Source organism: Bradyrhizobium sp. 137, assembly GCF_023074095.1.
Lineage (GTDB): Bacteria > Pseudomonadota > Alphaproteobacteria > Rhizobiales > Xanthobacteraceae > Bradyrhizobium.
This window is the reverse complement of sequence record NZ_JADPKU010000063.1, coordinates 205,560-224,190: the sequence shown is the minus strand read 5'-3', so window position 1 is coordinate 224,190 and position 18,631 is coordinate 205,560. Positions and strand designations below refer to the sequence as shown.

Below are 18,631 nucleotides of genomic sequence, written 5' to 3'. Positions count from 1 at the left end.
GGGAATCGGATGGGACTGCTTTTTGTTGGAGTGCTGGCGGGAGTCCTGATCGGCTTTGGCTGGTTCGCGCCTTCCCGAGGGTATTTCCTTAATTGCGCGTCACGCCCCTGTTTCAACCGGGGCGCAGTCGCCCGACCCGCGCTGCCAATGCAGATGGCTTTGGCGCCAGATCCTGCGGCCGTCAAATCGAATTCTGCTACTCCGGCAAGGTCCGGCAAGAGATCTTCCCCGAAGAAGCGTGGAGCGGCCGACCTTGCCAAGGTGGCGTCGCCTCGGACGAGGATCGGCGTCCCGGCATCCGAACACTCCGCGGAAACTTCAGATCCTGTCCTGGACAAGGCGAAGGCCACGATCTCGGCGAAGATGGAGGATCCAGAATCGGCCGAATTCACCGATATGAAGCGCACGATGCGAAAGAACACGCTTGGACGCCCTGTGGATACAATTTGCGGGCGTGTGAAAGGAAGAAGCGCGCCAGGCGGCGAGACCGCGGACAGGCCGTTTCTTTACCTCGTGAAGGAGGATGAAGCATATGTCGTCGACGGCAAGTCAGGGTCGGCGGCGTCAACGGCGTATCGAAATATCTGCAATTAGGGGAGGCGTCGACTGCGCCACGGCGCGGTACGCACCCAAGTGATTTGAGCGGAAAGAATTTCCACCCAGCCGCAAAGTGATCCCGCAGTGGATACGGCACTAACGGCGGCACTGCGCCTCGTGATGATGCATTCAGAATGAATGCAGCAGCAGCAGGGGAAGACGCAATACGGAATGGGAATATCGCGGAAGTTCTTTTCATCTCGAGGAAATCATGCACGACATAACGAACACCTCAAAACGGCTCAATGAATCGCTTCACTTGCCGGTTCTGGTAATCATCGAGCCGCTCCTATTGCCTCGCACATGCATGCTGAACGTCCTCAGGCGGGAGCTGGACCACCTTGAGATCCTTGACATGGCAACGGTCCAAAGCCTGGACTCTACGTCAGCCCGCGATGTTCGTCTGGTGGTGCTGAGTATCGCGGATAGGCCCATCGGCGATCCTTCGGTTGAGGACGATCTCGCCTTCGTTGCGGAGTGTTGTCCCAACGCCGCCGTTGCAGTCCTGTCAAACCATGATGACGAGCCGACCGTGCAGGCTGCGATGCAGCGGGGCGTGCGCGGCTTTCTTTCCACCTCGCTATCGATCGAGATCGCCATGGCTGGCCTGCGGCTTGTTCTTGTTGGTGGCGTCTACCGGCCGTTGCCCGTGGCCCGGACGAACAGGATAGCGGATCTGGAGCCGTCGGATACGCGCGGGCTTGCGCCCGCATATCTGATGAACGAGGGAGTCGGAGTGGCTATCGACAGGAGCGTGACCGATCTCACGCCTCGTGAGCAACAAGTTCTGGCGGAATTGGAGCTCGGCCTGCCCAACAAGCTGATCGCCGCCAAATTGAACCTCTCGGAAAGCACAGTCAAAATGCACATCCAGCATATCATGAGGAAATGTGCTGCGCACAATCGCACGGAAGCTGTCCTCCGCTGGCGCGGCCGGTTGCCCGCGCAGAGTCGCGATGACGATCCCGGCGCAGCTCCAATGCTGGAAAACTAGTCCTCTCTGAATGCACCACGGAAGCTGTCGAGCAGGGGCCTGAGCGCGTAGAGAGCCACAGTACCGCGCCCTGTCGTGATGAACACTTGAACCGGCATACCGGGGACGATCTGGATGTCGTTTGCCGCGATCTGCGCCTCGTCGATCCGGATTTTGGTCGCGTAGTATGGCTGGTCGGTACGCTTGTCGAGGAGCCGGTCCGCGGATACGTGCACGACGGTTCCCTTCAGGCGAGGCACGCGACGCTGATTGTACGGTAGGAGGTGAACCTCGGCATTGAGGCCGGGATGAACCACGTCGATGTCCTCGGGCCTCAGGCGCGCGGTCACGATGAGGCGATCTTGCCGGGGTACCAGGTCCATGAGCGGAGCACCAGCTCCGATGACGCCGCCGGCCGTATGAATCCGCAGATCGGTTATCACGCCGTCTTCGGGCGCCTTGATCTCCGTTCGCGATAGCTGATCCTTGGCCGCAAGCAATCGCTCGCGGAGCTGGAATATCTGGTTCTGCGCTTCACGAAGCGACTGTGCGATCTCGTTCTGCCTCTCGCTCTCGAGCTTGAACAATGTGGCCTGCTGTTCGCTGATGACCTGCGCGGCGCGAGAAATCTGCGCGGCGATCTCGCCGCGGCGGCCTTCAACGTCGGCCAGCTCCCGCTGCAGGTTCAGAAGCCGCGGTCGCCGCTCGAGCCCCTTGTTGACGAGGGTCGCGACCATATCCAGTTCCTCCCGGACGATGTCGACCCGCTGCCCGGTGGCGCTCTCCTGAGCCTTGAGACCTTCGATCTCCTTCTCGACTTGACGCCTTCGTTCGCGAATGACCGTAAGCTGCGACTCGTGAACCTGGAGGCGCGCCTGAAAAATGAACTGCTGCGCCGAAACCGCAGCGGCGGCCACCCCGTTCTGCTTGCTGTCCTGTTCCAGCGCGTCCGGAATTGCGATCCTCTCAAATCTCTGCTGCTCGGCTTGAAGCCGTGCGGCACGAGCAACTGCATCCCACAATTGGCCTTGAAGGCTTTGCATCTCCGAGGCGGCCCGGGTGTCGTCCAGCGCGATCAGTATTTGGCCGCTTCGCACGATATCGCCATCCGAAACAAGGATCCTCCTGACGATACCGCCTTCCAGATGCTGAATCGTCTTGCGGCTCGACTCCGATTCCACGACGCCAGACGCGATCGCGGCGCTCTCGAGAGGCGCGAGGCTAGCCCATGTACCAAGCCCCAGCATGAAGCAGAGCACCAGCAGATTGCCCGCGACTGTGAGACCGCGAAGCCTTCCGCGCGGAGAGGTCGGCGTGGGCGTCGAGCACCATGGAAATTCCAGCGGCTCGAAATCGTCGATTGCGGTCACCACGACGCCAAATCGCCGGGCGGGCGCGGGGCGCGCCGGAGCTCGCATGAGCTGCTCCCAGATCATGGGAAGTCTCGAGACGGCGGGAAACTTCCGGATGATGAGAGAATTCCAAATCATGGCGCAATCTGCGAAGTAACTTGGGGGCGGCTCAAGTGCCGTTCAAAGATGTCCTCGCTGTCGCCGAATGCGGCGATCGCACCGTCTTCCATGATGGCAATTTTGTCCGTGGCTGCGAGGAGACCCATCCTGTGAGTGACGACGACAAGGATGACACCTGCGAGCTTCATGCGCTCGATGGCATCCAGGAGCATTCGCTCGCCCCCGTAGTCGAGGCTGGCGTTGGGTTCGTCGAGAACGATGAGGCGTGGACTGCCGAAAAAGGCGCGGGCAAGTCCGAGGCGCTGCCGATAGCCGCGCGAGAAGTTTGTTTCGCTGTGAACCATCGTGTCGTAACCCTGCGGCAGGCGCATGATCGCCCCATGGATTCCGACGAGCTTGGCCGCTTCGACGACCTCCCGCCGGTCGGCATCTTCAAGGCGTGCGATGATGTCGTTGATCGTGTCGCCGAGCAGGTTGATATCCTGGGGGAGATATCCAAGGCGGTCGCCGTTTCGGCCCTCGCGAAGCAGCGGGACGCCGGTATTGTCGAGGAGGACACGGCCATCCGTTGGCATCGATAGCCCGGCGATCACCTGGCCGAGCAAGGATTTGCCTGACCCGGACGGACCGATAATGCCAAGGCATTGTCCGGGCATGAGGCTGAACGAGACGCCGTTCAGCAGAACATGGTCGGTCCCCGCAAGCCGCACGCTAACATTGTCGACGACGAGGCCGCTTCGCGCCTGCGGCGGAGAAACCTCCGCGCTCTGCTGCAGCGCGATGGGGAATGCGGCGAGAAGTGCGCCGAGCCGCTGACAGGCGCTCAGGGCCGTTACGAGTGATTTCCAGCCAGCGAGCGCACTTTCGACCGGCGCGAGCGCCCGGCTGAACATCAGCGTGGAAGCAAATATGATTGCGGGGCTCTTCCCGTGATCGAGGACGAGCCACGCGGCAGCCCCCATGATCAAGACCTGCGACAGCGCGCGAACCGGCTTGGTGGCCAGCATGACGATCTCGCCTCGCCGGAGTGCCACATCGTGCTCCCTGCGCGCGTGCTGCGCGTCACGGTGAATCATGCGCGCTGCGCTGTCGAACATTCCCATGGCGCGGATCATGTGGATGTTGCCCGCGGCCGTCTGGAGGCGGCCGCAGCTTCTGGACAGTGCGGCGCCGGATCTTTGCAGAACGTCTTCCGTGACCAGCTCTCCGGCAACCGTGAGCGCGAACAGGAAGGCGACGCAGCAGGCGCCCACCACGCCAAGCAGGGGATGGATCAGAAAGAGGACAAGGAGGAACAAGGGCGCCCAGAGCGCGTCGAACAGCAGCGTGCATGCGCCGGACTCGACGAACTGGCGCAGCACGGTGAGATCCCGATATGCGCCCGACGCTTGCGTCGAGTCGCTGCGAGACGCCGATTCGAGGCCGGCCGAAAGCACGCAAGGACGAAGGCGATCGTCGAGCCAGGCGCCAAGGCGTCCCAGGACGGCGCGCCGCAATGCATCGAACACGCCGCCCACGACCACTGTGATCGCGACAATAAGCGTGAGCAGAAGCAACGTGTCGCCGCTCCGGCTCGACAACACCCGGTCGTAGATCTGAAGAAGATAGATGGAGGGCGCAAACAGAAGCAGGTTGTAGCTGCAGCTATAGGCGAATACGAGACCGAGCGGTCCCGCGCAGGACCGGAGGGCCGCGTGCAGTGGCGTCCGGATCTGCGGCAGGATAGGCCATTGAAGGGGCGGCATCAGCATGATCGTTACCGCCTGAAATCGAGGTCCGGCGCACTTGACCGATGGCTAACGTCATCTGCCAACGGTATCGGCGGGGTATTGGCTCGAGCGTCAGGACCGGTGGCGGAAGCCACCGGTCCTGCCAGTCGGACGAGCCGATGGTCAGAACGTATCGAGATGGAAGCTCACCTCTCCGCCCACCGCCGCGTTGCCGTCTCCGCCATTGCCGCCGATGCCGGCCACGACCTCCTGGTGCTGATCCACCCAGACCTTGTTGATCTGGGTCGCATCCGTATTGGCGTATACCTTGGAGGTATCGTGACCGCTGTAGGATTTCTGGCTTCCGTTCGACTCGGCGTCTCCGCCATGGGCCTTCGAAAACCACGAGGCCTTCGCGTTGGCCCCGCCGGCATCCCAATCTGCCGTCTGCTTGACGTGATCGCCGGTGCTCACGTGCACGTCGGCACCTTCCGCCTTGTTGGTTGGATCGAAGTTGAGCGTCGGCTTGCTGATGATGGCTCCCTTGAAGGTGCCGTCGCCTCCATTTCCGACACTTTGACCACCGGTGCTGATCGATTTGAATTCGATCGAGTCCGAGATGCTGATCGCTTTGGGCAACATTTGAGCCTCCCTCTTTCTGCTGGCTTCGCGCATCGTCCATCCCGATCGGGCGGACGCGCGCGGCAAAGTCTGATCCGCCCAGGCGCGATGGCGATAGATGTCAAATCGGACACCATCCGGTTTGGTCGACCTACGTACGAAAGTACGACATTCGTCGCGCAACATCGGAACTCGAAACATCCGGGAGAGCCCGCAGGGCGAGCTTGCATGCGCAGAGTGTCGACGCGGCTCGCGATCGGGCTTGTGCGAGCGGCGCGATATTTCGCTATCCCAGCAGGTGAAGATCCGACAGAAGGTGGGCGGAAAGATCGCCACCCAGCGCGAGATTGCCGTGGCCGCCGTCCCCGCCAAGTCCGGCGATCTGGATCGCACTCTGGTCGATGTGCACGTTGTTGACCTGATCGGCTACGGCCGTCGAATGCGGACCCGCGATTGCGATGTTGATGGGTGCATAGATCGCGACGCTGACATCGATCAGGCTGCCGGCAAAATAGCCCTTGCCGCCATTGCCTGCGCCGTTCGAACCGGTCGCGATCGTGTCGGAGCCGCCCCACAAGCCGTGGGAGAGAAGGCTTGCATGGCCGCCCGCCGCGGCGTTGCCGTTGCCGCCGTACCCGCCAATGCCGGCGATCTGAATGATGGATTGATCCACGTAGGCGTCATTTGTCTGAACCGCGTAAACGTTGGAACCATAGCCCGCGACTGCGATGTTGATCGGGTCGTACAGTACGAAGGAAGTATGGACGAGCCCGCCATAGAACGCGCCATCGCCGCCATTGCCAGCCTGGCTTCCGCCCGTTTGAACGTCGAAGACGTCCCCTCCGTTGCTTGATCCCCAACTGGAGTCGAGCGTGATGACGCTGCCGCCGGCGGCTACGTTTGCATTTCCACCGCTTCCGCTGACGCCCGCGACCTGAGTGGCCGATTGATCGATGTGGACCGTGTTCGATTGACTTGCAAGCGCAGTGCCGCCCGAACCCGCCACGGCAATGTTGATCGGATGATAGATCACCACGGGAGCGTCCACGATCGCACCCGAGAAATAGCCGCTGCCGCCGTTTCCGGCGCTGTTGTCGCCGCTCGCGATCACGCCGCCGCCCAAGGACGTACTGACGCTCCCTCCCGATACAATGTTGTCATTGCCGCCATGGCCGCCGACGCCGGCCACCTGAAGAGCGGATTGATCGACATTCAAATTGTTGGGCTGGTTGGAAAGGGCGACCGAGCCGTATCCCATACTCACCGAGATGTTGATCGGTTCATAGATCAGCAGGGACGCGTGAATGATCCCTCCATAAAAGTAGCCACCCCCGCCGTTCCCAGCCGTGTTCGCCCCACTCTCGACCGAAGCAATGCCCGTCCCTGGATGTGATGCGCCGGCTGCAGGCTTCGTGGACGAAACGTCCAGGCCCGCCGCAGCGTGGTTGCCGGCGTGGCCGCCCGTGTCGACCCCCGATGTGGGATGTTTGGATTGAACCGGGTCGGCCTCGTGATGCTGGATGTTCGCGCTCGCGTGGTGGGCTCCAGGACCAGCAAATTGACCCGCAAGAGGGCCCGGACCATGGAGCAGAGCGCCACCGCCGACCTGAGCTACTAACGAAGCACTCGGCCCAGGGCCCGGTCCGCGCTCGCCATCGTAGCCATCGTGGTGATGCGAGGCGTGATGCAGCCGGATTCCATCCGACATCCGCGAAAAATCCATCGTAGCCTCCCTCATCGCGATCGCTCCGCGCGATCGGACGGGTTCTGCGCTCCGGACACAATGTCATCCCGGGAAGGTCGAATGCCCAGTCGTCAGTTCGGATATGGCGCTTCGTCGGGCACCCGTAACAACGGCTACATCCGTTCGGGTGGGCTACAGCCTTTGCAAGCTTGCGCGGGCCGAGCTTGGAAGTGCGACCTTGAGGGGATGGCGAAAATGGACGATCGGGCTGGTGGAGAGGTCGTCGTAGGGTCTGTGGCCAAAACCAATCCACCGCAATGCCCGACTTAAGTCGCATTGCGACCTAGGTCACGGCCAAAGCTCGTGTTCGGGCAGGGGCGCAACACCGGGGTTTCCATGTCCGGTCATTTGCGATTTTGTTTCGCCGCTTTTGTACTTGTTGCAGGCCTCCCGACGTCATCAGCGTCTTCGAACCCATTTTCTGGATTCTTCAATGCCAGTCCCGCGACAGCCTCTGCGCCCAGTTCCGCGGAAGTCGCGGAAGTGAAGTGCTTGTCGCGGCCCGGCAGGTCGACCGCCGACGGCCAGCGCTGGGTCTATCGGGTGGAAGGCCGGCGCAGATGCTGGTTCCAGGTCGCCGAAGGGACAGAGCCGGTGAAGATGCCGGTTCGGTATCGCGCCGCCAGATATCGTGCCGCCGCGGCCGAAGAGAACAAGTCCGCAGCGCGCAAGCGGAAGGCGATGGTAGATGCGCGCGCGGAGCTGCAGCGCTCCGCAGCGGTGGATACGTCTCGGCCGAGCCCGTCCGCGCCCGTGCAGGTGGTTGATGCCGGTCCCATCCTTGCTACCGGGATTGCGACCCGCGTGTCGCCGGCCCCCTTCTCCAAACGCGCCGACCGGCTCACGCCGGACGAAATCGCGCCGCGCCAAGTCGACGTGGATGCACGTTTGGCAGCCGCGCCCGCCGCCAGTGACGTGGTTGCCGCCTCGGCGCCTTCGGCGACGCCGCTCGCCTTTTCCGCCGCCGAGGCGGGTGATGGCGGGCAGGGCTGGACCTGGCTTGGCATGCTGCTGATGGCCTTGGGGCTCGTCTCCGTCTTGAGCGCGAGCCGAACCACTCGCTGGGCCGTGCCGCTGCCCCACCTTTATTTCGCTTGCCAGAGGCTGATGCTGGTCAAGACGCGACCTCGCGGGGAGGCTCGCTAGATCGAACGTTGAGCGGGAGTTTGATAACCATTGAAGCGATCAATGAGCGGCAGCGCGCGGCGTTTCTGTTGCAGCAAGGGAAAAACGAAAGCCTGCCAAGTGGTGATGATCGATTTACTGGTGGGCCCGGCAGGACTCGAACCTGCAACCAGACCGTTATGAGCGGCCGGCTCTAACCATTGAGCTACAGGCCCCGCCGCGAGGCGGCTACTTTTGCAAGCGGCCGGCAACGGTGCGCGGTTCGTTTACAGGGCCTGGGGCGGGGGTGCAATGCTGGCTCTGCTCAAACGGAACGCCAGGCGTCGCGTGGCAAACGCGGCTCTTTGGTTGATTGCGGGATTCGGAATAGTCGCATTCTGTCACTGTTTTGCCCGACGAGTCAAACGGCTCTGCGATCATGTGCCGGCGGCCGTCTTTCCCTTCCCACAACCCACTGAAATTGCTCACGTCTTCTACTGTGCATGGGGTTGTTTTCGCACTTTTGTTGTGAGGGGCCCGCCGGTCCCCCGAACGTCTTGCCGACGAGCAACAGCGCCGCCGCGCGGCCCTAATCCACCGACACGCCGGCGAACTCGACCACCTTCCGCCACTTCTCGGTCTCGTCCGCGACCAGCTTGCCGAACTCGGCCGGCGTCATCGGCTTGGGGATGCCGCCGGTCTCCGCCAGGCGTGCCACCAGCTTCGGGTCCTTCAGCGCTTCGCCCACCGCCTTGTTGAGGATCTCGATCACCTCGCTTGGAGTGCCCTTCGGCGCGGAGATGCCGTAGAAGCCGACCGCTTCGAAGCCCGGCACGGTCTCGGCGATCGCGGGCACGTCGGGAACGCTCGGCCAGCGCTGCGGCGAGGTCACCCCTAGCGCGCGGACATTGCCGCCCTTGGCCTGCTCCAGCGCGGACGGCAGGTTGTCGAAGATCAACTGCACCTTGTTGGAGATGATGTCGGGGAAGGCGATCGCCGAACCGCGATAGGGCACGTGCACCATGTCGCATTTGGTCATCACCTTGAACAGCTCCGCCGACATATGCACCGAGGTGCCGTTGCCGGACGAGGCAAAGGAGACCTTGCCGGGATTGGCCTTGCAATAGTCGATGAACTCCTGAACCGTCTTCGCCGGAAACGCGTTGGAGACGACCAGCATGTTGGTGAGCTGCATGATGCTGGCGACCGGCACGGTGTCGCGCAGGAAGTCGAACGGCAGCTTCTTGTAGAGCGAGGTCGAGATCGCATTGTTGGGTGCGACGAACAGCAGCGTGTAGCCGTCCGGCGGCGAATTGATCGCGGCGGCGGCCGCGATGTTGCCGCCGGAGCCGGTGCGGTTCTCGACGATGAATTGCTGGCCGAGGCGGTCCGACAGCCACTGCGCCATGATCCGCGCCACGATGTCGACCGGGCCGCCGGCGGAAAAGCCGATCAGCCAGTGCACGGGGCGGTCGGGATACGCAGCGGAGGCGCGCGGCGTGGCGCCGAAAAGCGTGGCAAAAACGACGAGCCCGAAAACACCACTACGCAAAATTCGCAACATCACGCCTCCCATTGCTTTATTGTCTTTGGGCGACATGCTTTCACAAAATCGGGCTGCTGCCTACATCGTCGCAAGTCGGTGTTGACGCAGGTCCGCGGGAGCGACCATGAGATTCGCAACGTTCATCCTCGTCAGTGCGGCGCTGCTCTTTGGCCCCGCTGCTGCCCAGACCGGAGGCACGGCCATTTCGACCACGACGATCAGTTTGGGCACCGCGACGCCCGGCGGCGGCTTTCCACTGTATGGCAACGCCTTCGCGGAGGTGATGAACGCAGCCGACCCGCAAATTTCCGTCGTCCCGCGCAACACCAAGGGCAGCAGCGAGAACATTCCGCTTTTGGAGAAGGGCGAGCTTGATCTCGCGCTGGTCGCAGGCGAGCCGGCCTACGAGGCCTTCGCCGGCATTGGCCGTGCGAAGGTGGCGCTGAAGATTCTCACCGCGATCTATTCCAACCCTGGCATGTTCGTGGTGCGGGCGGACAGTCCCTACAAGACGATTCACGATCTGGTCGGACAGCCCGTGGCCTTCGGCGCCAAAGGCTCGGGCCTGCCGATCCTGGCGCGCTATGTGCTTGACGGACTCGGCCTGAAGCAGGACGAGGATTTCAAGGCGGTCTATCTCGACCGCGCCGGCGACGGCCCGGCGATGGTCGAAGACGACCGCGTCGCCGCGCTGTGGGGCGCCGGCATCGGCTGGCCCGGCTTTGCCGCGGTGGCATCAAGCGCATCAGGCGCGCGCTTCATTGCGCCTGAGCTGGACGAGATCGCGCGCATCCGCGCCAAGCATGCGTTCCTCAAGCCGCTTACCGTGCCGGCCAATAGTTATCCGAAGCAGACGGAGCCGATCGCCTCGCTCGGCTCGTGGAGTTTTGTGCTGACGCGCGAGGATCTGCCTGACGATGTCGCCTATCGCCTCGCCAAGACGCTGCACGGCGTCGAGGCGACGTTCTGCAAGAAGCTCGCCCAGGCCTGCGAGACGACGGCCGCGAACACAGTCGCGGCAGCGCCGAAGCCGGAGCTGATCCATCCGGGCGTGATGAAGTATTTTCGCGAGATCGGCGTGGCGAAGTGACGATCGCTTTAGGCGATCGTCACTTCTTCACCAGCGGACACGCCGGATCCGGCGGCCCGAACGCCTTGTCGCCGGAAATGGTCGTGAGGATCTTGTAATAGTCCCACGGATATTTGCTCTCCTCCGGCGTCTTCACCTGCACCAGCCAGAGGTCGTGCACCATCAAGTTGTCCTCGCGCAAGCGGCCGTTGCGGGCGAAGAAATCTTCGATCGGCTTCTCGCGCATTTTTGCGGCGACCTTGAGCGGATCGTCTGTGCCGGTTTCCTTGATCGCGTTGAGATAGTGCATCACGCTGGAATAGACGCCGGCCTGCCACATCGACGGCATCTTGTTCATCTTGGCGAAATAGCGCTTCGACCATTCGCGGGTCTTGTCGTCCATGTCCCAATAGAACGACGTCGTCAGGAGCAGACCCTGCGCAGCCTGCAGGCCGAGGCCGTGGATGTCGGTGATCAGCGCCAGCAGCGCCGCCATCTGCTGGCCGCCCTTGAACACGCCGAACTCGGAGCCGGTCTTGATCTCGTTCATGTTATTGGGGGGGCCGGCGGCAATGCCGATGATCTTGGCCTTGGAGGCCTGCGCCTGCAGCACGAAGGAGGAGAGGTCGGGCGTCGCCAGCGGGGGCCGGACCGAGCCCAGCACCTTGCCGCCATTGGCGGTGACGACGGCGGAAGCGTCGCGCTCCAGCGAATGGCCGAAGGCGTAGTCGTCGGTAATGAAGAACCAGCTGTCGCCGCCGCGCTTGACCACCGCATCCGCTGTGCCGACCGCGAGGGCGCGGGTGTCGAACACCCATTGGATCGCATAAGGAGAGCAGAACTTGCCGTGGAAATCCGCGGTGCCCGTGGAGTGGGTGATGAACAGCCGCTTCTTCTCGTTGGCGACGTTCTGCACCGCGAGCCCGACCGCGGAGACCGGCACGTCGACGATCAGATCGACCTGGTCGACGTCGTACCAGCGCCGCGCGATCGTGCCGCCGATGTCGGCCTTGAGCTGGTGGTCGCCGATCACGACGCTGATCGGCTTGCCGAGCACGGTGCCGCCGAAATCGTCGATCGCCATCTGCGCCGCCGTCACCGAGCCCTGGCCGGTCGGTGCCGAGGCCGGCCCGTTCATGTCGGTGAGCACGCCGATCTTGACGACGTCGTCGGACACCTGCGCCATTGCCGCATCCGGCAGCAGCGACGCCGCCGAGAACGTCGTGGCGAAGGCGGCCGCGACCGACAGTCCAAATCTGATTGGATTCATGGTTCTCCTCCCCTGATCCGGCTCGTTGGCCGGTGTTGCCCGGGTATGCCCGGCTGAATTGGTTTCTTTTGCAACTATTTGGGGGCGGGCGTCAATGTCAGGCGGTGAAGCGGATCCGCCCGGCCGGCGAGGGGCGTAGCCGGTGGGCTCCTTGGCACGCTGGCGCGGCCGCCCTTCGCCGAGCAGCCGGGGCAGGGCCTGCATGGCGGGGCGGAAATAGCTGCGCTGCCGCATCGCGAGGTCGAGCGCGCCGCCGCCGCGCGCGGCGATGCCGCAATCGGTCTGGCCGGCGCGGAGCGCAAGGAGCCCCGATGCGTCACGAGTGCGGCGCAATCGATCATCATCATGATTCCGTCAAGCCAATGGGAACCCGATCATGGCCGTCCGCCGCCTGTCCGTTGCATTCGCGCTTCTCTGCGGCCTTGCCGCGGGCGTTGCGGCGTCATCCGCTGAGGAGCGCGGCATCGTCCTCGCGTCGACGACGGCGACGCAGGAGTCCGGCCTGCTCGATTATCTGCTGCCGATCTTCCGCGCGAAGACCGGCATCGACGTGACGGTGATCGTGCGGCGCGCCGATGAAGTACTCGACGGGGCGCGAAGGGGCGAAGTCGACGTCGTGCTGATGCATGCGCGACCGCAGGAGGAGAAATTCGTTGCCGACGGTTTTGGCGTGAAGCGCCTCGACGTGATGTACAGCGATTATGTGCTGATCGGGCCGAAGAGCGATCCCGCGGGCGTGAAGGGCAAAGACATCGCGACGGCGCTGAAGGCGATCGAGGCCAAGGGGACGCCGTTCGTGACGCGCGGTGACCGCTCGGGCACCCATGCCGCGGAGCTCGCGCTCTGGATCGTCGCCGGCATCGACATCGCGAGCGCCAAGGGCGCCTGGTATCGCGAGGCCGGGCCCGGCATGAAGGCGGCCCTCGAGGCCGCGCGCGCCGCGAACGCCTATGCGCTGTCGGACCGCGGCAGCTGGATCTCGTTCAGGGATCGCGGCGATCTCGGTATCGTCGTCGAAGGCGACAGGCGACTGCTCAATCAGTACGGCGTGATGCTGGTGAACCCCGACAAGTTTCCGAACGTGAAGAAGGACCTCGCGCAGACCTTCATCGACTGGCTGACCTCGCCGGAGGGGCAGACCGCGATCGCCGGCTACAAGATCGACGGGCAGCAGCTGTTCTTCCCCAATTCAGACAGGTCCGGCGGGTAATGTCCGTAGCACTGGCGGTTGCCAAACCGGGCGATGCATGGTCCATCATGGCGCATGATTCAGCGCCTGCCGTCCTCGCTCACGCCGCTCGACGCTGCGCTCGCCGCGTTGCTGCGAGGCGTCGATCCTGTCGCGCCGATGGAGTTGCCGCTGGCGGAAGCGAGCGGCTGCGTCGCGGTGGGCGCTCCGCTGCTTGCCGCCTATCCCCCGCGCGACATTGCCGCCGCAGACGGTTGGGCGCTCTCCGCCAATGATCTCGTCGGTGCGTCCGCGTATTCGCCGCTGCCACTGGCGATGGCTCCTGCATGGGTCGATGCCGGTGAGGCGATGCCGGAGGGATGCGACTGCGTGCTCGACGCCGGTGCGGTCGAGCTGTCAGGTCCCCTCGCGCAGGTGTTGGCCAAGACCGTGCCGGGGCAGGGCGTCAGGCGGGCGGGAAGCGACGTCGCAGCGCACACGCCCGCCGGCGCCGAGGGCTATCCGATCGGCGCGGCCGATCTGCTGATCGCGCGCGTCGCGCATCTGGAAAAGTTCAGCGTGCGGCGGCCGCGGCTGCGCATCGTCAACGTGCCCGGCGCAACGGCAACGGCGCAGATGATCGCCGGGATCGCGCACGCGTCGGGGCTGGAGGTGAGGACGTGTGAGGCCGGCGCGCGCGACGGAGCATCGATTGCCGAGACGCTCGACGCTTCCTCCTGCGATCTGCTGCTGACAGTCGGCGGCAGTGGCGTCGGCCGTGGGGATGCAGCTGTCGCGGCGCTGGCCCAGCGTGGCGAGGTGCTTGCCCATGGCCTTGCGCTCCAGCCTGGACGCACCGCTGCGGTCGGCCGGCTCGAAAAGGTTCCGATTGTCGCCTTGCCCGGCTCGCCCGATCATGCGCTCGCGGTATGGCTCGCGCTCGTGCTGCCCCTCATCGATCACTTGTCGGCGCGCCGGCCACGCCGACAGTTGACCTTGCCGCTCGCACGCAAGATTGCATCCGGTGTGGGCATCGCAGAAATGGCCTTGCTGGCCGAGGAACATCATGCGTGGATGCCGCTTGCCGTGGGCGAATGGCCGCTCCAGGCCATCGTCCGCGCCGATGCATGGCTGCTCGTCCCCGCCAGCCACGAGGGATTTGCGGCGGGCACGCCGGTCGGTGCCTATCTGATGCGGGAATGATATGGGGTCCGGCATGACGATGATTCCGCGATCGCAAGAGCGCAGCGCGCTCGAACAGGAGCAGTTCCTTAAGATCCTGTCGCGCGAAGAAGCGCTGGCACGTTTCGAGGCGGCGCTGTTCCCGCGGTCGATTCCGAGTGCACCGTGCAAGCTCGCCGATGCACTCGGTGCGGCGCTCGCCGAAGACGTCACGGCACCGATCGACGTTCCGCCGTTCGACCGCTCCAATGTCGACGGCTTTGCCGTCCGCTCCGCCGATGTCGTTGCGGCGCGGGAAGGTGCACCCGTTCGTCTCGAGCTCAATGATGAAGAGATCCATTGCGGCACCGCCCCGAGGCTGCAAGTGGCGGCTGGGTCCGCAACGGCGATCGCCACCGGCGGTCCGCTGCCCCGCGGCGCCGACGCTGTCGTCATGGTCGAGCACACCCAGCCGGCAGGATCGGACGCGATCGAGGTCCGTCGCGCCACGTCTCCCGGGCAATTCGTCGCCTATGCCGGATCCGACATCGCGCGCGGCGAAGCGCTGCTGCGTGCGGGGACGATCATCGGTTCGCGCGAGATCGGTATGCTGGCCGCTTGCGGCATCGCCGAGGTGAATGTCGCGCGCAAGCCGCTTGTGGCCGTCATCTCCACCGGCGACGAATTGGTGCAGCCCGGAGAGCTGCTCGCGCCCGCCGAGATCTACGACACCAATGGTGCGATCGTCACTGCTGCGATCGACGAGAATGGCGGCGAGGCGGTCTTCCTCGGCGCCATTCCCGATGATGAAGCCAAGCTCGAAGCCGCCATGCGCCGCGCGCTGGCGGATGCCGACATGCTGGTGCTGTCGGGCGGCACGTCGAAAGGCGCGGGCGACCTGTCCCATCGCATCATCGGCCGGCTCGGCCAGCCCGGAATCATCGCGCATGGCGTGGCGCTCAAGCCCGGCAAGCCGCTGTGCCTTGCGGTGTGCGACGGCAAGCCGGTGGTGATCTTGCCGGGCTTTCCGACCTCGGCGATGTTCACCTTCCACGACATGATCGTGCCGGTGCTGCGCAGGATGGCCGGGCTGCCGCCGCGCTCCGATGCCAAGGTCAGCGCGACCGTGCCGGTCCGCATCGCCTCGGAGCTCGGCCGCACCGAATTCGTCATGGTCTCGCTGGTCGAGGGGCGCGGCGGCCTGATCGCCTACCCCTCCGGCAAGGGGTCTGGTGCGATCACGTCATTCGCGCAGGCCGACGGCTTTTTGCGCATCGACGCGCTCGCCGACCAGATGCCGGCCAAGACTGAAGCCGAGGTAACCCTGTTCACGCCGCATGTGCGCGTGCCGGATCTCGTCATCGTCGGCAGCCATTGCACCGGCCTCGATCTCGTCACGGCACACCTCGCACGTGCCGGTCTTTCCGTCCGCTCGATCGCCGTCGGCAGCCTCGGCGGGCTCGCGGCGGCGCGGCGCGGCGAATGCGATCTCGCGCCGATCCATCTGTTCGACGACAGAAGCGAGACCTACAACTCGCCCTATCTCGTCGAGGGGCTTGTGCTCGTGCCGGGCTGGCGGCGGATGCAGGGCATCGTCTTCCGCAAAGGCGACAAGCGTTTCGAAGGCCTCAGTGCGAAGGAGGCGGTCGCGGCTGCGATCTCTGATCCCACCTGCATCATGGTCAACCGCAATCAAGGCGCCGGCACGCGCATCCTGATCGATCGGCTGCTCGGCGGCGCCCGCCCGGAGGGCTATTGGAACCAGCCGCGCTCGCACAATGCGGTGGCCGCCGCCGTCGCCCAGCACCGCGCCGACTGGGGCGTGACCATTGCGCCGGTCGCCCATGCGGGCGACCTCGATTTCATTCCGCTCGCGGAGGAGCATTATGACTTCGCGCTGGTGACGGCGCGCAAAGACCGGCCGGCAGTGCAGGCCTTTCTCGATGCGCTCGGCTCGCATGAGGCGCGCGCGGCGCTGGAGCGCGCCGGATTTCGGCCTGCGTGAACGGCCCCGCATGCGGCCACGTCGTAAGCGCGCTAGGACGCCTCATCCAGCGCCGCCAGCCGCTCGGCCTCGGCGATGTCCTCGACAGTATTGGCATTGAAGAACGGGTCGAGCGGCTCGGTCGGCCATCTCACCGTCGCCAGCGGATAGCGAGCGGTCCAGCGGTCGATCTTGCGGAGGTCCTCGACCACGAGCGCGTGGCGTAGCTCCTCACGCAGGTCCACGCGCCACAGACCGATCACCGGATGCGACTGATCGCCTGATGCCGCGACCGCGAGCTGCGCGTTCTCGCGCGCGCGCGCCTCATGCAGGCGGGTGACCAGATCGCGCGGCAGGAACGGGCAGTCGCCCGCGGCGCTGAGCACCCACTCGATGTTCGGCCGGTTCGCCGCGGTCCAGTCGAGCGCCGCGAGGATGCCGGCGAGCGGGCCGGGAAAGCCGGGCACGTCGTCGGCGACCACCTGCAAGCCGAACGCGGCGAAGCGCGCGGGATCGCCGTTGGCATTGAGGATCATCCCGCTGCATTGGGGTGCAAGGCGCGCGATCACACGCTCCAGGATGGTGCAGCCGCCGATGCTGCGCATTGGCTTGTCACCCCCGCCCATGCGCCGGGCGAGACCGCCGGCGAGCAGCACGCCAACAGTCGGCGGAACACTCGTCGCCGGAATCCTAGTCGTCACCACCTTCACCCTTGCGCTTGTGCTTGGCCGATTCCTCCTCGACGTAAGCGAGATTCTGGTCGTAGACGATGCGGTCCTCGCCCGCGAGTGCGATGAAGCGTTTTCCGCGCGTGCGCCCGACCAGCGTCAGCCCGACCTGTCTTGCGAGATCGACGCCCCAGGCGGTGAAGCCGGAGCGCGACACCAGGATCGGAATCCCCATCCGCACGGTCTTGATCACCATCTCCGACGTGAGGCGTCCCGTGGTGTAGAGGATCTTGTCGGAGGCATCGACGCCGTGGCGGTACATCCAGCCCGCGATCTTGTCGACCGCATTGTGGCGGCCGACGTCCTCGGTGTAGCAGAGCGGGGTGCCCTCCTTGCACAGCACGCAGCCATGGATTGCGCCGGCCTCCAGATAGAGCGAGGGCATGGTGTTGATGGTCTGGGTCATCTGGTACAGCCACGAGGTGCGCAGCTCTGCCTTCGGCAGTGCGACGCTCTCGACCGCTTCCAGCAGGTCGCCGAAAGCTGTGCCCTGCGCGCAGCCCGAGGTCTGCGTGCGCTTCTTCAGCTTGGCCTCGAAATTGGTGTGATGTGAGGTGCGCACCACGACCACCTGCAGGTCGTCGTCGTATTCGACCTCAGTGACCTCGTCATTGTATTTCAGCATGTTCTGGTTCAGTAGGTAGCCGAGCGCCAGATATTCCGGATAGTCGCCGATCGTCATCATGGTGACGATCTCCTGCGAATTCAGGTAGAGCGTCAGTGGCCGCTCCATCGGCACCTTGATCTCGACCCTGGCGCCAGTCTGGTCAGTCCCGGTCACGCTCTGGGTCAGGCGCGGGTCGTCCGTGTCAGGGACGATCAGGGGCACCGGCGTCTTGTCGATCTTCATCATGGCCACGAGGTTAGCATGACATTCGGATCAAGCCGATATAAGCATGGCGGGGAAAGGCCGGAGGTTCCATCGGCTCGTGAGCCGTTGGCGGAGATCGGGCGGTTATGAAAGTCATCGGGCTTGCAGGCTGGAGTGGGGCGGGCAAGACCACGCTGTTGACGCGGCTGATCCCGCATTTCAACGCGCAGGGCCTGCGTGTTTCCGTGATCAAGCATGCGCATCACCAGTTCGACGTCGACGTGCCCGGCAAGGATTCCTGGCGCCATCGCGAGGCCGGCGCGGCCGAGGTGCTGGTTGCTTCGGCGAACCGTTGGGCCCTGATGCACGAGCTGCGCGGCGCCAAGGAGCCGCGGCTGCCGGAACTGTTGAGCAAGCTATCCGCGGTCGATCTGGTCGTGGTCGAAGGTTTTAAGCGCGAGCCACATCGCAAGATCGAGGTGCATCGCGGCGGCAATGGCAAGCCACTGCTGTTTCCAGACGATCCCGGCATTGCCGGGATTGTCGCCGACGTCGCGGTTGACACCCGCCTGCCGACTGTCCATCTCGACGATATTCCGGCCGCCGCGGCTTTGTTGCTGCGCGCGGCGATGCCGGTCGACGAAGCGGTGGCGAAAAGCGCCGCGATGCGCTGA

The 18,631-nt window shown here is 64.4% G+C and carries 16 protein-coding genes and 1 tRNA gene; 8 read left to right on the top strand and 9 right to left on the bottom strand.

Annotated elements, in window-relative coordinates; genetic code table 11:
• The first annotated feature begins 9 nt into the window (after positions 1–9).
• Together IVA78_RS20170 and IVA78_RS20165 are read left to right on the top strand one after the other, a co-directional pair.
• A complete protein-coding gene (locus IVA78_RS20170) occupies positions 10–594 on the top strand; it encodes a hypothetical protein (protein WP_247467325.1) in 585 nt (194 codons plus the stop codon).
• 214 nt (positions 595–808) lie between these two features.
• Positions 809–1,591, top strand: coding sequence for a response regulator transcription factor (locus IVA78_RS20165; RefSeq protein WP_247416028.1), 783 nt, complete (start codon positions 809–811; stop codon positions 1,589–1,591).
• Here the strand turns inward: IVA78_RS20165 and IVA78_RS20160 are convergent.
• From IVA78_RS20160 to IVA78_RS20145, 4 genes are all read right to left on the bottom strand, one after another.
• Positions 1,588–3,006 carry an HlyD family type I secretion periplasmic adaptor subunit gene (locus IVA78_RS20160; RefSeq protein ID WP_247416025.1) on the bottom strand — a complete coding sequence of 473 codons (1,419 nt, stop codon included), beginning with the start codon at positions 3,004–3,006 and terminating at the stop codon, positions 1,588–1,590. The genes IVA78_RS20165 and IVA78_RS20160 overlap by 4 nt on opposite strands.
• A gap of 50 nt (positions 3,007–3,056) precedes the next feature.
• On the bottom strand, positions 3,057–4,793 hold the full coding sequence (locus IVA78_RS20155; protein WP_247467324.1) for an ATP-binding cassette domain-containing protein: 1,737 nt from the start codon (positions 4,791–4,793) through the stop codon (positions 3,057–3,059).
• A 141-nt stretch (positions 4,794–4,934) separates the two neighbouring features.
• Positions 4,935–5,426 carry a hypothetical protein gene (locus IVA78_RS20150; protein ID WP_247416019.1) on the bottom strand — a complete coding sequence of 164 codons (492 nt, stop codon included), beginning with the start codon at positions 5,424–5,426 and terminating at the stop codon, positions 4,935–4,937.
• Between the two features lie 232 nt (positions 5,427–5,658).
• Positions 5,659–7,095: a hypothetical protein gene (locus IVA78_RS20145; RefSeq protein WP_247467322.1), complete on the bottom strand. Its 1,437-nt coding sequence runs from the start codon at positions 7,093–7,095 to the stop codon at positions 5,659–5,661.
• Positions 7,096–7,608: 513 nt separating this feature from the next.
• On the opposite strand from IVA78_RS20145, the gene IVA78_RS20140 reads away from it, so the two are divergent.
• Positions 7,609–8,262: a hypothetical protein gene (locus IVA78_RS20140; RefSeq protein ID WP_247467320.1), complete on the top strand. Its 654-nt coding sequence runs from the start codon at positions 7,609–7,611 to the stop codon at positions 8,260–8,262.
• 118 nt (positions 8,263–8,380) lie between these two features.
• Here the strand turns inward: IVA78_RS20140 and IVA78_RS20135 are convergent.
• Positions 8,381–8,456, bottom strand: a tRNA-Ile gene (locus tag IVA78_RS20135).
• 353 nt (positions 8,457–8,809) lie between these two features.
• Entirely contained in the window at positions 8,810–9,784 is a 975-nt protein-coding gene (locus IVA78_RS20130; protein ID WP_247416000.1) for a tripartite tricarboxylate transporter substrate binding protein, read from the bottom strand.
• 106 nt (positions 9,785–9,890) lie between these two features.
• Between IVA78_RS20130 and IVA78_RS20125 the strand changes: the two genes are divergently transcribed.
• Entirely contained in the window at positions 9,891–10,856 is a 966-nt protein-coding gene (locus IVA78_RS20125) for a TAXI family TRAP transporter solute-binding subunit (RefSeq protein WP_247467319.1), read from the top strand.
• Positions 10,857–10,875: 19 nt separating this feature from the next.
• On the opposite strand, the gene IVA78_RS20120 is transcribed toward IVA78_RS20125, so the two are convergent.
• Positions 10,876–12,105, bottom strand: a complete 1,230-nt coding sequence (locus IVA78_RS20120) for an ABC transporter substrate-binding protein (RefSeq protein WP_247467356.1) — start codon at positions 12,103–12,105, stop codon at positions 10,876–10,878.
• Between the two features lie 376 nt (positions 12,106–12,481).
• Between IVA78_RS20120 and IVA78_RS20115 the strand changes: the two genes are divergently transcribed.
• Genes IVA78_RS20115 through IVA78_RS20105 form a run of 3 tightly spaced genes read left to right on the top strand, consistent with a single transcriptional unit; the run spans position 12,482 to position 16,439 of the window.
• Positions 12,482–13,315 carry a substrate-binding domain-containing protein gene (locus IVA78_RS20115; RefSeq protein ID WP_247415991.1) on the top strand — a complete coding sequence of 278 codons (834 nt, stop codon included), beginning with the start codon at positions 12,482–12,484 and terminating at the stop codon, positions 13,313–13,315.
• A gap of 54 nt (positions 13,316–13,369) precedes the next feature.
• Positions 13,370–14,476 carry a molybdopterin-binding protein gene (locus tag IVA78_RS20110; RefSeq protein WP_247467317.1) on the top strand — a complete coding sequence of 369 codons (1,107 nt, stop codon included), beginning with the start codon at positions 13,370–13,372 and terminating at the stop codon, positions 14,474–14,476.
• A gap of 13 nt (positions 14,477–14,489) precedes the next feature.
• A complete protein-coding gene (locus IVA78_RS20105; RefSeq protein WP_247467315.1) occupies positions 14,490–16,439 on the top strand; it encodes a molybdopterin biosynthesis protein in 1,950 nt (649 codons plus the stop codon).
• A 32-nt stretch (positions 16,440–16,471) separates the two neighbouring features.
• Here the strand turns inward: IVA78_RS20105 and mobA are convergent, their stop codons facing one another.
• Positions 16,472–17,107, bottom strand: coding sequence for a molybdenum cofactor guanylyltransferase MobA (gene mobA / locus IVA78_RS20100; RefSeq protein WP_346275309.1), 636 nt, complete (start codon positions 17,105–17,107; stop codon positions 16,472–16,474).
• Position 17,108: 1 nt separating this feature from the next.
• Positions 17,109–17,999, bottom strand: a complete 891-nt coding sequence (gene fdhD, locus IVA78_RS20095) for a formate dehydrogenase accessory sulfurtransferase FdhD (protein WP_247280789.1) — start codon at positions 17,997–17,999, stop codon at positions 17,109–17,111.
• A gap of 104 nt (positions 18,000–18,103) precedes the next feature.
• Between fdhD and mobB the strand changes: the two genes are divergently transcribed.
• On the top strand, positions 18,104–18,631 hold the full coding sequence (gene mobB, locus IVA78_RS20090) for a molybdopterin-guanine dinucleotide biosynthesis protein B (RefSeq protein WP_247415986.1): 528 nt from the start codon (positions 18,104–18,106) through the stop codon (positions 18,629–18,631).